We start from the raw sequence: 17,290 nt of genomic DNA on the forward strand, positions 1-17,290 counted from the left end.
CCCGCCAGAATTTAAGCAGCTATCAATTTTTGATCTGCTTAAATAGATGGAATCACCGTCCGTTCACGGCGGTGAGGATGTCAAAAGAAAATATACTTGCCGAGTTAACCCCACGAAAACAATTATTTTTTCAAAGATTCATTGATACTTATAAAAATAAATGGTCTAGTCGGTTGGGTTGACGGCGGAAACCTAACTAATACCGATGAAGTTGAATGAAGTAAAGTAGAGACTAAAAAACCCGGTTTCTTCTACGGCTTCAGAAAATCGGCGATGTGTATTATTAAAGAAACCGGGTTTTTGGCTTGTAGTCGGTTGGGTTGACGGAGGAAACCTAACTAATACCGATGAAGTTGGGTTGCGTTAGCACTTAACCCAACCTACAAAAATCAATGGTCTAGTAGGTTGGGTTGACGGAGGAAACCCAACTAATACCGATGAAGTTGAATGAAGTAAAGTAGAGACGAAAAAACCCGGTTTCTTCTACGCTAATACCGATGAAGTTGGGTTGCCTTAGCACTTAACCCAACCTACAAAAATCAATGGTCTAGTAGGTTGGGTTGACGGAGGAAACCTAACTAATACCGATGAAGTTGAATGAAGTAAAGTAGAGACGAAAAAACCCGATTTCTTCTACGCTAATACCGATGAAGTTGGGTTGCGTTAGCACTTAACCCAACCTACAAACATCAATGGTCTAGTAGTCTAGTAGGTTGGGTTGACGGAGGAAACCCAACTAATACCGATGAAGTTGAATGAAGTAAAGTAGAGACGAAAAAACCCGGTTTCTTCTACGCTAATACCGATGAAGTTGGGTTGCGTTAGCACTTAACCCAACCTACAAACATCAATGGTCTAGTTGGAAGACAGCAATTTTGAGAGTGCTGTTTTTAGCATTTCAACGGCTCGATCAATTTCCGCTTCTGTTACAATTAAAGGCGGAACAAACCGCAACACTTTCGGGCCAGCCGGAACCAAAAGCAAACCTTCAGCCATCGCCGCTTTTACCACTTCAATAGAAGTTAATTCAGCCTCAGCATTCAGTTCCAAACCATTAATTAAACCCCAACCCCGCACATCTACAATTAAATCAGGATATTGAGCTGCAATTAACTGAAGTTGACTGCGAAGTTGTTCACCCCGTTGTTGAACATTCGCCAGAAGATTCTCACGTTCTACCGTTTGACAAACACACAATGCGACTGAACAAGCAAAGGGATTTCCGCCAAAGGTACTCGCATGATTTCCCGGTTCAAACACATCGCAAAACGACTTACACAACATCGCCCCGATGGGAATTCCGCCGCCTAAACCTTTCGCTGAGGTGAAAATATCTGGTTCAATTCCCAGGTTTTCATATCCCCACAGTTTACCACTGCGACCCATTCCCACCTGCACTTCATCAAGAATCAACAAAATGCCTTTTTCGGTGCAGATTTCCCGAACTCTCTGGAAATAAGCCAAATCTCCCGGACGAACTCCCCCTTCGCCTTGAAGCGCTTCTAACAGAATAGCCGTAACTCGGCGTTCATCGCGATCAACTTCAGCAATCATCGCTTCTAGGGCGGTAATATCGTTATAAGGCACATAGACAAAGCCCGGAACGAGGGGGCTAAAGCCTTTTTGATATTTCGGTTGTCCAGTAGCAGTAATCGTGGCTAAGGTGCGACCATGAAAGCTAGCATGAGCCGTAATAATTACCGGATCAGCAATATTTAACTTGTCGTGAGCGTACTTGCGAGCCAGTTTAATCGCCCCTTCATTCGCTTCGGCACCGGAGTTGCAAAAGAAGACTTTATCGGCGCAAGAATGAGCCGTAAGCCACTGGGCGAGTTCTCCTTGGGAGGGAACATAATACAAGTTGGAAACGTGATGCAGCGTCTTTATTTGCCGGGTAACGGTATCAATCAACGCCGGATGCGCGTGTCCGAGTGTACAAGTGGCAATTCCCGCTACAAAATCTAAATATTCTCGTCCGTCGGTGTCCCACAGGCGACAGCCCTCACCTCGTTCTAGGGCGAGGGGAAAACGCCCATAGGTATTCATCACATGAGCGTTAAACTCATCAGGACTGAAGGGCGTTGTATCGGTCGTTGTAGAATCTTTAAATAGCGTCTCTAAGCTCACAGCGAACTCCTAAAATCTTAGCTTTAGTTTCTATCCTGACCTTGATCTTAGGCGAAAAACTGAGATTGAGGGGGTGAAAATTGATTGAAAAATGCTTAACATCGTCAACGTTTGCTGACGTCATTCATTGAAAAGGCTATAGATTTATTTGTAGACCTCTAAATTCTAAACTCAGGCGGTAACTCATTGGGATCGCGAATTTTTCCCCATCCCGGTGAAGCTTCTGCCGAACGAATAATATAGGCAGCTAACTTTTCAGCTTGCGGTTGGGGTATCCAGGTTTCGGAGATTTGACGACACCAATAGTTCGTATCGCTACCATCGAAGCTCAGAGGATATCGAAAATAGCTGATTAAACTTTTGATGTTATCACGAGGCGGAGTTGCCGCTTTCAGGTCTTTGAGAGATAAAGAGACATCCGGGTAAGGAATGGTGACTCCCCCAGCATGACAATTGAGACAACTTGCCTCAAACAGTATTTTACCTGTTGTTAGATCTTCGGCGGAAAATTGCTGAGTATGACCTTGATTATCGGCAGGTATTTCTACAGGCTGACTGGCTAAATAGCGACGCACATAAGGATCAACTCCATCGGCTAAAACCGGGGAATGAACCATAAACATTCCTAGTCCAATCAGTAAAAAAATCAGTAAAGAATTCAGAAATTTTTGAAATCGCATTGAGTCTGGATAGAGTTGAGTTTGCCCAAAAAAAATCAAAACATTCAGACTTCAGACTTTAGACCTTAGATCAGCCAACTTTTCCCCCTCAGATCACTCATCAGACGTGAAAATCCCAACTGCCTCTAAAACCCAAAATCCGAAGTCTAAAACTGCATTGTTATCTCAAATTAACGCAGGTATTTACCGCCACCCCACTGATCACCCCGAATTTTGGGTTCTAGCAAAATGTAACCCGCAATGGCGTACAGATCATCCTCAGTCAGATTTCTCATCTTCGGATAAATATCAGCACTCTTGGTACTCGGGTGTAATTCAGCAATTTCGTCAAACCCATCATAGGTCGTGGGGTTTTGCATATAGTCTATCAAGGCCTCAATATTATTCCGAGAAGGAACAGCACCGGAGAGCGCTTTGGGACTCAAGTTGACATCAGGATTGGTTTTTGTTACCCCTAAAGCATGACATTGAGCGCAAGCATAGTTAAACAGTTGTTTACCCTGTTTAACCTCTTTTAAACTCAGAACAGTTTGATCTCCTTGTTCGTTGAGGGGAAAAGTCCGTAGGTCTTCTGTCAGTTCGAGTGCGCTTGCACTATTGACAAACATTTGAAACGTGAAAAATACAGTGGCTACAGCCAGCCAAATGTATCTTTTGATCATAATTCTCCTTAACCTTATGTTAGTTATGGAACTTTGTAATACAGAGCGACTTCATCTGAAAGTTGTGGGTTGAGTCTCAACTGTTTGATAACTCGCACCCAACCAGAGAATGTCATGGATCAATCATCCTCTAGGATGTCTCTTTGGTCAAAAGTTTGATCGCTTGTCCTGTTAAACTCATCTCTGAGTTCAGCAAGGGTTAGTCTTGCTTTGTCAAATCTTCTTTTTGTTGGCGTGCCATAATTTCTGACATAATTGCCTTAGCATCCTCTAAAGCCAAACGGGTTTGAGGGTGTTTGTAAGCAATTCCCAACTGATCGCATAGATTGAGTACCGCTTCGACTGGGAGATTGTAATCCTCCGCAATTTCTGCTATGGACAGGTCTGCAAAACCCATGAGATTTGGTTCCAACAGATTTGAATCAAATTAATTATAGGAACTCTTGGTAACTCTGAAAACCCGTTCTCACTAATACTTCGCTTTCTTGAGTGTTGGACTCAGGCGTGATCGCCTAGAGCGTTTCACTGACTCGCCTCGTCACCCCCGGGTAAATTTCTTTTCCCTCAAGGCAGTTTAACCCGCCGCAGGTTTACGGTTTCGGCTGAACTGAGGTTTAAGCATCGGTACTGATAGAATTGCGATCGCTCACGGCTGAACTCAAAGGTTTAGCCTCAGAGCGACTCGCCAGATAGTGAGCGGGTTTTTGAGGAAGACGATGAAAGCGAACCAACTGAGCTAAAGTTTTCTTAAGCTGAGGACGAGGAACAATCTGATCCACAAAGCCATGAGCCAACAGATATTCAGAAGTCTGAAAATTATCAGGAAGCTTTTCTCTGAGGGTTTGTTCGATAACTCGTCGTCCCGCAAAACCAATTGTCGCCTTGGGTTCAGCCAGGATGACATCACCCAACATCGCAAAACTCGCCGTTACCCCTCCGGTGGTTGGATGGGTTAAAACCGGAACATAGAGTAATTTAGCCTCTCGGTGATGCTCTAACGCGCCCGAAATTTTCGCCATCTGCATCAGACTCAACATTCCCTCCTGCATTCTTGCTCCTCCCGAAGCACAAATAATGATTACGGGATATCGTTCTTGAGTGGCGTGTTCGATCAGGCGAGTTAGTTTTTCACCGACGACTGAACCCATGCTTCCCCCCATAAACTGGAAGTCCATCACCCCAAGCGCTACAGGTTCACCGTCCATTAAACCGATACCCGTTTGTACCGCATCAGTTTGGCCCGTTTTTTCGCGGTAATCTCGCAGGCGATCGCTATAAGGTTTGCGATCGCGGAATTTCAGGGCATCAATCGCGTACAATTTGGCATTGAGCGGCATCCAAGTCTGAGCATCAATGAGCTGTTGAATGCGTTCGTCACTGTTAACCGACATATGATGACCACATTCCAAGCAAACTCGCAGATTTACTTGTAAGTCTTTGGTGTAGGTCAATGCACCACAATGTTCACACTTTACCCAGAGTCCATCAGCTATTTCCCGCTCTTGTCGCTCTGGGCCGATCTGAACTGACTTTTGTCGATTTGCAAACCAATCAAATAGAGACATTAAAAGAGTTTTTTCGGTTAGATTTTGGATCTCAAGCGTGAGGCTGTCTGAAACGTCAGTTTACCTCATTATTCTTTCTAAAATATCATTTGCGATATAACGATCTGTTTCATTGATCAGTTTTCCGGTTTAATCGGCTGATTCTGATTCCTCTTCGATCGGACTGAGGAGCAAACGAGCCGCCCACTGATGCACTGAATGAACTTGTAATGCAGCCGGACTCCCCATACCCATGTAAGACGTTAGACCTAAGTCTACAATTCGGGTGGGAATTCCATGAGCGGCTAACACTTGTTGCATCAATTCAGCTTCCCATCGCATGGGTGTTGTTCTGAGCGTAATCCAAGACATAACCCGTTGACCTTAGAAAGCGGGGAAAAATAGATTGAGATAGGCTGATAATATTGTCTCACCCCACAGGGCTGTTAAACCAGCAGCCAGGGCTAAAAACGGGCCAAATGCCATCGGTTGTCGTCGATCTAACCAACCCAGTGCGATCGCCCCACCCCCGACAAACGCCCCCAACACACAAGCAATAAATCCCGCTAGCAGCAAATATTTCCAGCCTAACCAAGCCCCCATCAAAGCCGCTAATTTGCTATCTCCAGCCCCCATCGCTGTTTGTCCCAGGGCAAGCGATCCCAAAAAAGCAAGAATATCTAATAACCATAACCCCAAAACCGCTCCAAATATCCCGCCCATCAAAGATCGACTCACCAGAGCAACGTTCAACCCTTGTTCCCAAGCTAGAGCCATTTGAAAACAGAGTCCTACAACTAATCCCGATTGGGTGAGACAATTGGGTAAAGTCAGCGTATCGAGATCAATAAAAGCCAGAGCCACTAACCAACTGAATAACGCCCAATATCCGACGATTTCCACCCCCGTTTGAGAATTCACCAACACCAGTAAAAACAGTAGCCCTGTTGCGGCTTCAACGAGGGGATAACGCACAGAAATGGGAGCATGACAATGTTTACAACGTCCTCGCACCCCCAACCAACCGAACACCGGAACATTTTCAACCGGACTCAGAGGAGTTAGACAATGAGGACAGCGTGAAGGTGGCCTGAGTAGGGATAAACCCGCCGGAATTCGATAAATGACCACATTCAGGAAGCTGCCAATCGAAGCTCCCAGAACGAATACAATTAAGTTAATTAACCCCGTCAGTAAGATATCCATAGGCAACAGGCACTCAGAAGTTAGAAGTCAGGAAAAAACGGGTCACTGAAAAGACTCTCTTGCGAACTTCCTTCAACGCGGGGAACCCGCGCAACGGAGTTCGCGCTGTTCCCTGTTTAAGACAGTTCCGAGTCAATGTTATCGAGGGGAATAAACCGCTCTCCGGGTAACAAAATCGGTCGAGCGGAGAACGTTAACAAGCCGCGATAGGTGATCGGATGAATGATCACGCCAGAGGGTCGTCGCATTTGTCGGGCGTGAACTTGAAGATAAGCCAGGTAAATTCGCCGAGCCGCTTGCAATAAATCAGGTTCAAGCCAGCTTTGAGGGCTTTGAGAAACCCAGGAACCTTTAGGTTGAGGCTGAGAAGCATAGACCACAGGACACTCTTCCAAGTGTTAATCTTTTGTATGGGAGTTGCAAATTTTGCTATTAGCAATCATAGGACGATTTTTCAATTATCCTGAAAGAGAGTGGTTGATTAATGGGGTTATTCTAGTTTGTCCTTTGCTCTCGAAACCATTTCCGTTCCTATTTTCCAAGCCGATGTCCAATCAATCTGACGCTTCACCACTACCCACATCCCTGCGTAGAGTCGCCTTTGCGCTTCGTCGAGCCGGTTGGATTAGCTTTTGGGTTCAGCTCGTCCTAGCGGTTGTTTCTGCTATTATTCTGCTGTTTGCTATTTTAGTCGCCAATCAAACTTCTTCTCCAAGTGGAAGTTCAGGAGTGGAAGGAGGCTTATTTTTTGCCTTAGGGGGTTTGGCTGTATTAGGATTTAGTGCTTATCGGGCTTTTTATCACACTCGCTTGAGCAAACAACTGCGTGGACCTGCTCCAGGCCGGCCGAGTCGGGGCGAGACCATTAAGCAAATACGGGTCAGCTTAATTGCGAATATGCTTGGGATGCTACTGACACTCATCGGATCTGAGGCGATTAACGGTATTCTTTTGGCGAAGGCGGTTTCTCAACCTCGGGGGATTTTAGACGCTTCAGTGAACCTACGAGAGTTTATTCAACCGCTTGATATTTTTATCGTTCTTGCTAATACTCACACTATCGTTGCCCATTTTGTCGGGATTGTCGGAGCAATCTGGTTAATTGAACAAATCTACAAAGAATGATTTGTAGCTTGTACATTGGTTCACGGCTGGGGAGATTGACCCCCTTGACGATTTAACAAAGCAAACCAGGCAAAGCTTAGGGATTCAGATGATTGTCCAACTCAAGTTCTTAATCCAACGCCATTCAGTCCCTAATTTTGTAACTTTCCTGACCTCCGGGACTGCCCATTTCTTCTATAATAGTGGTGTCCGCATCCGGAATCAGTAGCAGGCAATAGAAAATGTGACTCAGATGGTATTGTACTGAGTAACAACAAACAATTCAATATGGAACTAAACTCCGAAACGGGTATCGGCCTGATCGAGCCGAACGTTGTTGAAGTTTCACCGGAACACTTGCGCTCTCTGTTAACTTTAATTGAGACCGAACTGCACCACAGTCAAGTCTATCAGATTGCTTTAGCTAATCTGCAAAAAATTCTAGGAGATGCAGCCCCCAAAGGTGAGATTCTGCTCAACGCAGTCGGTCGGGAAGGGATTCAACTGGCTCTCAAACAACTATTAATTCGCCAGAGTCAAACTATAGTACAAACAGTTGCAAAAGACAACTACTCGAACTCTGTTGCCCATTCATCCTCAAGCCCAACAGAACAAGCGGCTCTACAGTCTTGGGAGTCTGCTCCGTTGTTATCCCAGCAGTCAGACTTGTCTTCTTCGCTCCAAGAAGTTTCTGTGATCTCGTCGGGTGGGGAAGCTGTTTCTAATGGGGTTCATTCTTATTCTGTCGCATCAGAATTTGATCAAACCTCATCTGAGGAAACCCTAGACTCTCACTCAGCCAAGGATGAGGCTAGTGTTCAGAAGCAGAACAAGCGCAAAAAAAGATTAACAGAAGCAGAATTAGCAGCCCAAGCCGCAGAAAAACGAGAAGCTTGTCTGCGTCAGGTGGGTCAAGAGTTACGACAAGCGCGTGAAGCTCTTTCTGTGTCTCTCACACAGCTTCACCGTCAAACCCTCGTTCCTCTGTCTCATCTACGAGCTTTGGAAACGGGTCAAATTGAAGAGTTACCGGAAGATGTCTACTTGCGGGGGTTTATTTGTCGTTTAGGGAATGCTCTGGGACTCAATGGCACCGCGATGGCGGCTTCTATCCCTACTCCTGACCCTTTACAACATTTGATGCCTACATGGTCAAAAGCAGAACTTGATTCTAATTTTTATCTCAATTCTGTTCATCTCTATTTGGGTTATGCGGCTATTCTGGCGGGGTCTTTAGGCGGTATTGCTTGGCTGTCTCAACAGTCTATACCTGAAACCACAATTCCTCCAGAAATGCAGAAACTTCTGCAAGAAAATGAGCCTCAGTCTCGTCATCGTCAACATCACTCTGAGTCTAAAGCTTCATCCAAGCCCGGTTTGGCGTCGGCTGAAATGGGGGTGGTTCTGGGTGCTGATATTGCTCCTCCCCAGGCGATGGATACAGACCTGATGCCCCAGGAAATGACCAGTATGGGGTTCGGTAGCTACCAACCAGAAGGATAAGGGGAGAATGGGGAAGTTTCTTCTCCCCTCTTTTGATTCAAAAAATGGTTGTAGTATAGAAAGGTCTAAGCTGGCGATCGCATTTTAGATCAAGAATATTATTCTAGTATTTTTAAGGGAAATTAGAACAGTAGTGCCAGCATCTTGCTGGCTCGATACCTCTTGAGAGTTAAGGGTTTTTCAGAACTCATTTAAAAACTCTATAATCTTTTATATCCATACTCTTCCCAATTATCTATCCCCGTTTCATCTAGAATATATTAATTTCCCCCTTTTCTTGCATTGCTATAAATTCCCGCTCCGTATTTTTTTGTTGATGGAGTACATAGATTTGAGCGACTTTATATAGCAGAGAAAGAGTTGATTAGGACACTGTTTTTCTGTCAAATCCTTTTATGATAAAGGTTTCAATTCTGTCTCCTGTCTCCTGTCTCCTGATTTCTGCTATAGTTACAAACAGTCGTTTAAGCATTCCCCATCGAGGACAACTTCTGCGATCGCAAGAGCTTCATCAACGGTCATGGGTTAAATTTCCTTAAAGTATCAGGTTAAGTTTTAAACAGATAACACTATATTGTACCCCTTAAGGCTGACGTTGATTCAACCAATTTTCTAAATCTGTTACTTCTGAAAAATCCAGAAGGGCTTCCCCTAAATTCTCTAATTCTTCTACAGATAGGGTCTGAATTTGTTCTTGTATTTCAGGAGCGATCGCACCGACTCGTCGAGTTATTAAGCGAGTAACAAATGACAGCGCCTCCTGTTGGAGACCTTGTTGGAGACCTTGTTGGAGTCCTTGTTGGAGTCCTTCAAGGAGACCATCTTCCCGAATTTCTTGGTAAATGACAGACTCGCGCATTGTTTCGCTCCTAAATAGTTGTCTGATTAAGTTTTTTTCAAACCTTAAACCTGCGAGAACTTGAGTACAAGCGAGGAGATCGGCTTGTTGTGATGGTTCTTCAATTGTAGCAATCCGATTCGCTATTTGCTCTAACAAAGTTCGGGGTGAGTTAGTTTGAGATAATGTCGCAAAGGGTAGCAAACCAGGGACAGAATATTTACAAGCGTTATCGTAAGCCAAGAAAGTTAAGTTGTGAAATGCGACTAAAAAAATTGATAGAGATGAGGAATTAGGCATCTCATTTATCCAAATTGGAAATGATGCTGAAGCTACCCAATTTCTCAAAACTTTAGATGATGATCTTCAAAGTGCTGGAGCCTGTTTCGATATTGTACATACAATTACAATTGATGAGATAGAACAGGAAGGGATCTCTCTGAAGGAGGTTTTAATTAGAGCGATTACTGATTAACCTAAGTTAGAGTGTAGCAAATATTGAAGTATTTCAGATCAGAACTTATTTCAAAACCCTACACCCCAGAAACCCGATTTCTTCTCCTTAAAAATCTAGGGAGTTAAATTGGCGGGTAATGCTTCCCAGAAAGGTTGCTTTGAAGCTTCACGAGTTGTATTGATTCCGGTGTAAACATCACCTTTGAGTTCCTGATAGTAACTATCATCCAAGAAGTTAATATTCATTCCCGAAATCGCTAACCGTCTTTTGAAATATTCCTGAGTGTAATCTCGACCATCAATTAATGCACCGCGAGGGTTAGGGGCTAAGAGTTCACCATTAATAGAAACTGTATTAATCAAGTTCGGCCACCAAGCATAACCGCTATAGCCAAACAACACTGGAACTTGAATAATTTGATCATCTTCTAGGTTGAATTCTCGTTTGATTTTCTTCAATAATGGGTCTATTTTTTCCCGTTGTAATTGCAGATTATGCTGAACAAGTAAGCGATTATTCAAAGCCGCTCGTACAGTTGTTTGGGTACTCAAACCCCGATTTATTGCCGCCCCTTCATACCCTTTTTCTGCAAGTTCTTCAATGAGTTTAATTCCGGCTTCTGGACTGACAATTAATAGCAAAGGTTCACCCGTTTGACTGGGAATAAAGTTAATAATTTCACTCACATGACGAATCATTAACCAAGAGGTATCAATCTCCACTGGTGGGCCTTGTACTTTCTGGGCTTTCAGGAATTCTACCACATCAGGATGCAAGGTGTCTCCGTCGGCTTTCCCATAATAAATTCTACCCATCGGATATTTAGGAAGTGGGGGAGTTACTTCTAAATTACCATACCAATCTAATCCTTGATTGAGCGGATCAAGTGATCGCGGTTTACCCACTTCAAACCAACCGAAATTTCGATTCATCAATGATTTAGCGTAATCATCACTTTCACTCAAACGATTTCCATTCAACGCCACTGGATAATTTTTGAGGGTATTTTCACGGGGAAACTGTACATAACCAATTTCTGTTGTATCTTGCATCCAAGCTGTTTCACCGGGAGTTATTTTTGAGGTTACACCAGTGGGTTCGACTATTTGTTGAACTTGTTTGATAAAATCTTGATTAACACCGCGATCGCTGAGATGAATTTCAGACACCAAAGCGGTATTAGAAGACATGATCCAAGGGGCGACTCCCATTTGAATGGTATCAGAAGCAATTTCTTGATCTTCTCGACGAGCAACTGCTTTTAAACTGACTAAACCCGTCCAATTTTTATCTGCAAATTGTTTGGCTTCTACTCCTAATATAATTTCCTCGCTAATCGCTAGAGGTTGTTGACCTGTTAAATCTACTGGAACCCAACCGCCTGCTGTTTTCTGAAAGAGATTGATAAACGGTTGTGAACGAGTGTCCGTCGTCATAAATATTTGGGCATTTTTGTATTCTTGAGAAATTTTGAACTGAACTTGGGCTAAATCTTCACTATCATATTTACTATTAACAATTTTATCTTTCCAATCGGGAATTCCATCGCGATCATCATCATCATTATTAAACAAAATCAACGGGCCTGTTGACAATGACCACTGAGTTGGACGAACTTCATCGGCTTCTGTGATGATTCCATCTCGGTTGGTGTCGCTGTAGAGTTCAAAGCCTGGAAACTGAGGAACATCAACTGAATATTCCGAGGCGTTTTGTGAGGTTTGTTGATCTTCGATTTCCGATTGAACCATTGCTCGTTCGTAGGTAGCGATCGCCAGATAACCTTGATATTCTACAATTTTTTCAATGGCTTTCTGGGCGAGAAAGCTATCGGAGGGAATTTGTCTGATGGTATCAATGGCTTGTACCCAGAGACGTTGGGCTTTTTCCCAGTCGGCTACACCTGGGCTAGAAGTTCCGGCGGCTACGGCTTCTGTCGCCAGTTGCATCGCCTGTTCCCAAATTTGTATGGCTTGTTCTTCGCGTCGAATGCGGGTTTCAGTTTGACGTAAGGCACGGAGTCGGGTTTGATATTGTTGCAGTTGCAGTTCGTATTCCCAAGCTTCTAAACGGGATACATCTGGAGAACCGGAAACTTTTTCTAAGTCGGCAAGGAGTTGATCTCGCAGTCGATATAAATCTTCTAAAGACTGGGGCGTAGAGGGTTCAGTGGGTGTCGAGATAGCCTCTGGGGATAAAAGTTGGGGTTCTTCGTCGTAGAGGCTAGATTCATCAATTCTGTATTCGATCTCAGGACTGTTGGGAGAGGATTGAGCCAATACCAATTGAGGAATAGGAATCCAGATAATCCCGACTACGACTCCGAGTGTATTGATCAATGCTACAGCAACGTATCGCATCCAACCCATCTAATATGCTTCCTCAAACATCGAAATTGATTGTACCAGCTTTTACAGTGAACAGTGAACAGTTATCAGCGCAAACTTGCGACGGGCGCGGAATAGTCGGTAGCAAAGTTTGTAAGAGAGTTACCAGTTTTTTCAGTTATCAGTTAACAGTGAACAGTTATCAGATTTTGCATGAGTGCCTATTTTAATTGGCGATCGCTCGGAGTAAAACATCAGTTAAACTCATTTCTTCCATATCTTCAAAGGTTACGGTATTACAAATATCATACTTGGCTCCTGCCATTTGCAATTCTCGATCTAGTACCTTAAAAAATTGAGTAACCGCCGCATCATCTCCGACTTGAATTAATTCTATCCCGAGTTCTTCATCTCGACTGAGTTGATTGGCTGCATTAATGGCAATTTGTTTAACCGCTTCTGCTCCTTCTATTTCTCCGCCTGTTACAATAATAATCAGTTCACCATTGGGCTTAGAAATATCCATTGCCCGACGTGCAAAGTAGTTATCTGTCGCATCTTTAAGAACAGCCGCGAGATTGGCTTTTCCTATAGGTTCGTGATTCATAAAAATCTGAGCCATTCGTTCAGTCGTCACCTTTTCATATCGTTGAAATTGATCTGAAAATAAGTAAACGGTAATACCATCGGGATCAAAATGTTCACAGAGCGTCGCCAAGGCCAGAGTAGACTCTTGGATCATTTCCCAACGGCGTTTTTGTTCAAAGCGATCAAAAATCGACATACTCTGACTTTGATCAATGATTAAAGTATAGTCACGCTGTTGTAAAGTCGATCCCCCATCCAACAAAACATCCATGAGTTCACCTCCAAACGGTATAAGACTCGACTCTGAACGCGATCAGGAATTGAGACCTGAGCCTGATCGATTAGGCAATAATGAAGTGTATCAGTTATAATCTACTTAGGCTTTGATACTCTGGAAAATATAACCTCAGTCGGCTTGCCTCAGCTCTAAAGTGGATGTATGGCATTCAATACAAGAGTGTAAAGGTATACAAATAAAGTTACAAATATCCCTTGACTTTTTTACATTGTGTTACGTTTTTGGCACTCTTAGCAAGAATGAGAGATGTTTAAAGTCAATTAACAGACTCAGTAGCAGTGCAAGTCAAATTCAACTGGGGAAACAATTCTCAGGGTATCCAAGTCTGTCGTTGGTATAACTGCGATAGCGGATGCTTCCCATGAAAATTAGCCCTTCCCAATCGACCGGGACTCAAACTTTAAAGAATCAGAAGCACCCCCGTCCATTGATTTTAGCATTCATGTTGACCGGGGTCTTAACAATACAAGCCTACCCAGCTTTTCTCAAAACCGTGATTGAGAGTGCTGGTATGCTGGTCTCTCCTTCTTCTGTCTCAGTAGCCAGTATGGGTTACTCAGCTCCTGCTCCATCTGACTCATCTGTTTCTGAGGAATCGATCAATCAGGTTGAGTATCAAGCCAATCATTATCATCAAGCTGAAGCTTCGGTTTGTCAAGGGGATCAAGGTTGTGCGAGTCCCAAAAAGCCTTCAACTTATAAAGTCTTACCGACTCCTCTATTTGAGCGTCATACCCAAACCCCACAACTGAAGAGTCCTATCGAACTCCCTGTTGAGTTGGTCAACTATGATCTTCACAGCCAAGCCCAACCTCCCAACCCCATGAGTTCTTTACCGCCTGCTGTTGCTCTAGCGGTGCGTCAAGATTTGTCCACTCAGACGGGTATTTCTCCCGAAAAACTGACGATCACAGAAGTTGAACGTCAAACCTGGCCAAATTCTTGTTTAGGACTCGCCCAACCGGATGAATTTTGTGGTCAAATGTTGGTAGAAGGGTGGCGAGTGGTTCTCTCAAATGGTCGTCAAACTTGGGTTTATCGCACCGATTTAAAAGGACAAGTTTTTCGCCGGGAACAAAATCAAACCGTTTCCAATTTACCCATTTCGGTGGCGAATCAGGTTTTTCAAGATGCGGCGAACCGCTCGGGTTTACCCCATTCTGGTTTACGAATTATCGAGGCTCAATCCCAAACTTGGCCCGATGGATGTTTGGGACTTGGTGAACCGGGAACTTTATGTACTCTGGCGCTGGTACCGGGATGGCAAGTTAAAATTTCTAGTGGAAGACAAGCTTGGGTTTATCGTACAAACGAATCGGGTTCTTTGGTTCGATTGGATGAAGCGGCGAGTCAATTTAATGATTCGGCTCGTTTGAGATTGCTGAATATTACCGATAGCCAACTTCTCTCTCCACGAACCCAAAATTGGGTTTGGCAAGCCATTGCTTTTTGTGGCATTACAGATACAACTTATGAAACCTTATTTGGTAAAACCTGTAATGATCCTCTAAAACCTAGCTCAGAATTATTTTAAATCGTTTTGAGCATGGGCTGTGTGAAACTGATCAATTGAAAATGAATTTATGGCAGATTTAAGCGGAACTTGGCTGGGAACCTATTGGCAACAAGGAGATCCAACTCGTTTTGAGGTGACTTTCATCCAGAGTGGTAATACTCTTAGTGGTAATATTTTGGATGATGGGTATTTAGGAGAAGCTCGTTTGAGTGGTACGGTAACAGGACGAAATGTTAGTTTTACCAAACGTTATCTAATGACTTCTCCCGAATCCGTCAGCTATATGGGCATCGTTTCTGAGGAAGAAAACTATATTCAAGGACAGTGGAATATTGACTCCCGTTTTTCGGGTCCTTGGGAGGCTCATCGTAGTGGAGAAAACTTGGTTGCTGAACTCGAAATGCTTAAAAGCGAACAAGTTCCGGCTGCTGTTAGTTTAGGATAATGATTGATCTGAATCGAAATTTCAACACGATCGACACAAAGAACACAAAGAAGTTGTCAACAGGCTCCTTGCTGATTGCTATAGCTCAATGTTTTGATAGAAACCGCTCCTTGCTGATAATTCTTAGACTCAAAATTAAATGAATCTGAACCGACATATAATATGGGAATTGAGCTACTTGAAAACGGGTTGTCTGTTATAGTCTCATTGACAAAAATATTACTAGAATTGATTTCAGTTTTATGTATTATTGTCGGCTTAGGAGCTACGTTTAAATTAGTCATTCGTCAGCCTTATGTCTTGCGAGATTTGCCTTTTTTTAAAGTGCGACTTTGTTTAGGGTCTTGGCTGGCACTTGCATTAGAATTTCAGTTAGGAGCTGATATTTTAGCGACGACGATTGCCCCGAGTTTAGAATCTTTAGCTAAGTTAGGCGCGATCGCGATTATTCGGACTTTACTCAACTATTTTCTCGGAAAAGAACTCGAAACTGAGCGAGAACTTCAAGAGAAAAATATCGTTAGATAACTCTAGTTTAGAGAGAGTTTAACGATTAGTATCCACTGGCTTTGAGATATTGTAAAATCCCTTGTGCGATCGCTACTGCCATGCGACTGCGTTGAGCGGGGTCAGCTAAAATACTGGCATCATAACTATTTGTCACGAAACCGACTTCTACTAAGGCTGAAGGCATAGAGGTATTTCGCAATACATAAAATCTCGCTTGTTTGACGCCTCGGTTTGTCATGTTGAAATTTGCCAAAATGCTATTTTGAATGTATCCTGCTAGGGAATAACCCGATTGATAATAAAACGTTTCAATCCCAGTGGCTTCCGCTCTATAGGCGGCATTGGCATGAATACTCACAAATAATGTCGCGCCTAAACGGTTCGCCATTTCTACACGGGGTTCGAGTTCAACCGTGCGATCATCGAGGCGAGTCATCACCGCACTAACCCCATTTTGCTCTAGAATTTGGGCGACTTCCTGGGAAATCGGAAAAACAATATCTTTCTCTCGCAACCCGCCCACACCCACAGCACCGACATCACTCCCGCCATGTCCAGGGTCAATGATCACCACAACTCGTCCTTGGGGAATTTGCGGTAAAGAAGGTTCACCGGAACCAATGGGTCGAGGGGGAAAAGGAAGGGGACGACGAGAAGGTTGAGATTGACGAGGGGGTAAAAGGGGTCTAGGACTTGAAGAGGCTCTAGAATTATCAGGGGGTTGAGGGGAAGCTTGAGAGGGGGGAGGAACAGGCGGAACCGAAGCCAAATTAATCGCCATCGGGAAGACAAGCTGTTCAGCGCTATTTTGGCTGGGTTGTCCAATTTGAACCCGAGTGGCAGGTTGTACTAAAAGGGTAAAGGTTTCGGGGTCTTCTTGACGAACGCGGGTGGAGAGGAGGGGGCTACCGACTTGTCGTTGGGGGAGTTGAATGTTTTCTGGGAGTTTAGCGGCGAAGAAGGTAATCCCATAGGCGCCGGTTTCTCGATCCCAACCGTGAGTATAGTTGAGGGGTTTGTCGGCTTTCACCACAAAATAGGCTTGATTTTGTAGCTCAATGGATTGAATTGTGGCTAATCCTGTGGAAACTTGAATGGCGGGAGGTGTACCGCCAGAAGGCCAAATCGCCACGCCTCCGGCTGAGGGTCGAGCTTCCCAATTTTGGCTCGTATTAGGGGTACTCATTGTTACTCGCACGACAGGGGGCGAGTTCGACAGTTGACTGACTCGAGTGATGCTGACACCATCTTTATTCACCCGTTGACGAAAGCCATTGGACTGAGCCGTTAGGGTGGTTCCCAATAGATCAACCGTCATCCAGGTGCCATCTTGACTGCGCTTAAATTCGATTTGGGGCATTTGGCCGCTAGTAAGCAGCACAATCCCGTCATCACGCACTTCGACTTGATCGAGTGCCGTTTGGCTGGTCGTGGGTCGAGGTTGAACCGCCGCTTGTCTGGAGGGAGGGGGAGGGGGAGTCGGAG

The 17,290-nt window shown here is 44.1% G+C and carries 18 protein-coding genes; 6 read left to right on the forward strand and 12 right to left on the reverse strand.

Annotation, left to right across the window (positions count from 1 at the left end):
* A partial coding sequence (locus WN50_RS36130) for a hypothetical protein (protein WP_049559230.1) occupies positions 1-182 on the forward strand: 182 nt, incomplete at its 5' end.
* 673 nt (positions 183-855) lie between these two features.
* On the opposite strand, the gene WN50_RS12025 is transcribed toward WN50_RS36130, so the two are convergent.
* The 8 genes from WN50_RS12025 to WN50_RS12060 all read right to left on the reverse strand — a co-directional run bounded on the left by WN50_RS12025 (position 856) and on the right by WN50_RS12060 (position 6,614).
* Positions 856-2,127 (reverse strand): aspartate aminotransferase family protein, encoded by a 1,272-nt coding sequence (locus WN50_RS12025; RefSeq protein WP_046282122.1) that lies wholly within the window; start codon positions 2,125-2,127, stop codon positions 856-858.
* A 158-nt stretch (positions 2,128-2,285) separates the two neighbouring features.
* Positions 2,286-2,807 (reverse strand): photosystem II cytochrome PsbV2, encoded by a 522-nt coding sequence (gene psbV2, locus WN50_RS12030; RefSeq protein ID WP_046282135.1) that lies wholly within the window; start codon positions 2,805-2,807, stop codon positions 2,286-2,288.
* A 170-nt stretch (positions 2,808-2,977) separates the two neighbouring features.
* On the reverse strand, positions 2,978-3,469 hold the full coding sequence (gene psbV / locus WN50_RS12035) for a photosystem II cytochrome c-550 (RefSeq protein WP_046282123.1): 492 nt from the start codon (positions 3,467-3,469) through the stop codon (positions 2,978-2,980).
* 199 nt (positions 3,470-3,668) lie between these two features.
* A complete protein-coding gene (locus WN50_RS12040; protein ID WP_046282124.1) occupies positions 3,669-3,866 on the reverse strand; it encodes a translation initiation factor IF-2 in 198 nt (65 codons plus the stop codon).
* A gap of 217 nt (positions 3,867-4,083) precedes the next feature.
* Positions 4,084-5,034 (reverse strand): acetyl-CoA carboxylase, carboxyltransferase subunit beta, encoded by a 951-nt coding sequence (gene accD / locus WN50_RS12045; RefSeq protein WP_046282125.1) that lies wholly within the window; start codon positions 5,032-5,034, stop codon positions 4,084-4,086.
* Positions 5,035-5,163: 129 nt separating this feature from the next.
* Complete coding sequence (locus tag WN50_RS12050) at positions 5,164-5,385, reverse strand: putative signal transducing protein (RefSeq protein WP_046282126.1); 222 nt, start codon at positions 5,383-5,385, stop codon at positions 5,164-5,166.
* 12 nt (positions 5,386-5,397) lie between these two features.
* Complete coding sequence (locus WN50_RS12055; protein ID WP_046282127.1) at positions 5,398-6,219, reverse strand: prepilin peptidase; 822 nt, start codon at positions 6,217-6,219, stop codon at positions 5,398-5,400.
* A gap of 116 nt (positions 6,220-6,335) precedes the next feature.
* Positions 6,336-6,614 carry a hypothetical protein gene (locus tag WN50_RS12060; protein WP_235440934.1) on the reverse strand — a complete coding sequence of 93 codons (279 nt, stop codon included), beginning with the start codon at positions 6,612-6,614 and terminating at the stop codon, positions 6,336-6,338.
* 151 nt (positions 6,615-6,765) lie between these two features.
* On the opposite strand from WN50_RS12060, the gene WN50_RS12065 reads away from it, so the two are divergent.
* Together WN50_RS12065 and WN50_RS12070 are read left to right on the forward strand one after the other, a co-directional pair.
* A complete protein-coding gene (locus WN50_RS12065; RefSeq protein WP_046282129.1) occupies positions 6,766-7,344 on the forward strand; it encodes a DUF3611 family protein in 579 nt (192 codons plus the stop codon).
* Between the two features lie 267 nt (positions 7,345-7,611).
* Complete coding sequence (locus WN50_RS12070; protein WP_046282130.1) at positions 7,612-8,826, forward strand: helix-turn-helix domain-containing protein; 1,215 nt, start codon at positions 7,612-7,614, stop codon at positions 8,824-8,826.
* A 583-nt stretch (positions 8,827-9,409) separates the two neighbouring features.
* On the opposite strand, the gene WN50_RS37130 is transcribed toward WN50_RS12070, so the two are convergent.
* The 3 genes from WN50_RS37130 to WN50_RS12085 all read right to left on the reverse strand — a co-directional run bounded on the left by WN50_RS37130 (position 9,410) and on the right by WN50_RS12085 (position 13,307).
* Positions 9,410-9,964 carry a DUF4351 domain-containing protein gene (locus tag WN50_RS37130; protein ID WP_082172422.1) on the reverse strand — a complete coding sequence of 185 codons (555 nt, stop codon included), beginning with the start codon at positions 9,962-9,964 and terminating at the stop codon, positions 9,410-9,412.
* A 270-nt stretch (positions 9,965-10,234) separates the two neighbouring features.
* On the reverse strand, positions 10,235-12,490 hold the full coding sequence (locus WN50_RS12080) for a protein-arginine deiminase family protein (RefSeq protein WP_046282131.1): 2,256 nt from the start codon (positions 12,488-12,490) through the stop codon (positions 10,235-10,237).
* A 184-nt stretch (positions 12,491-12,674) separates the two neighbouring features.
* On the reverse strand, positions 12,675-13,307 hold the full coding sequence (locus WN50_RS12085) for a VWA domain-containing protein (protein WP_046282132.1): 633 nt from the start codon (positions 13,305-13,307) through the stop codon (positions 12,675-12,677).
* 574 nt (positions 13,308-13,881) lie between these two features.
* On the opposite strand from WN50_RS12085, the gene WN50_RS30905 reads away from it, so the two are divergent.
* The 3 genes from WN50_RS30905 to WN50_RS12100 all read left to right on the forward strand — a co-directional run bounded on the left by WN50_RS30905 (position 13,882) and on the right by WN50_RS12100 (position 15,823).
* Positions 13,882-14,868, forward strand: coding sequence for a hypothetical protein (locus tag WN50_RS30905; RefSeq protein WP_152964786.1), 987 nt, complete (start codon positions 13,882-13,884; stop codon positions 14,866-14,868).
* Positions 14,869-14,917: 49 nt separating this feature from the next.
* A complete protein-coding gene (locus WN50_RS12095; protein WP_046282133.1) occupies positions 14,918-15,295 on the forward strand; it encodes a hypothetical protein in 378 nt (125 codons plus the stop codon).
* Between the two features lie 207 nt (positions 15,296-15,502).
* A complete protein-coding gene (locus WN50_RS12100; protein ID WP_235440935.1) occupies positions 15,503-15,823 on the forward strand; it encodes a DUF1622 domain-containing protein in 321 nt (106 codons plus the stop codon).
* Between the two features lie 25 nt (positions 15,824-15,848).
* Here WN50_RS12100 and WN50_RS12105 read toward each other — a convergent pair.
* Positions 15,849-17,290, reverse strand: a 1,442-nt coding sequence (locus WN50_RS12105) for an N-acetylmuramoyl-L-alanine amidase family protein (protein WP_049559233.1), incomplete at its 5' end; no start/stop codon positions are given.

Source organism: Limnoraphis robusta CS-951, assembly GCF_000972705.2.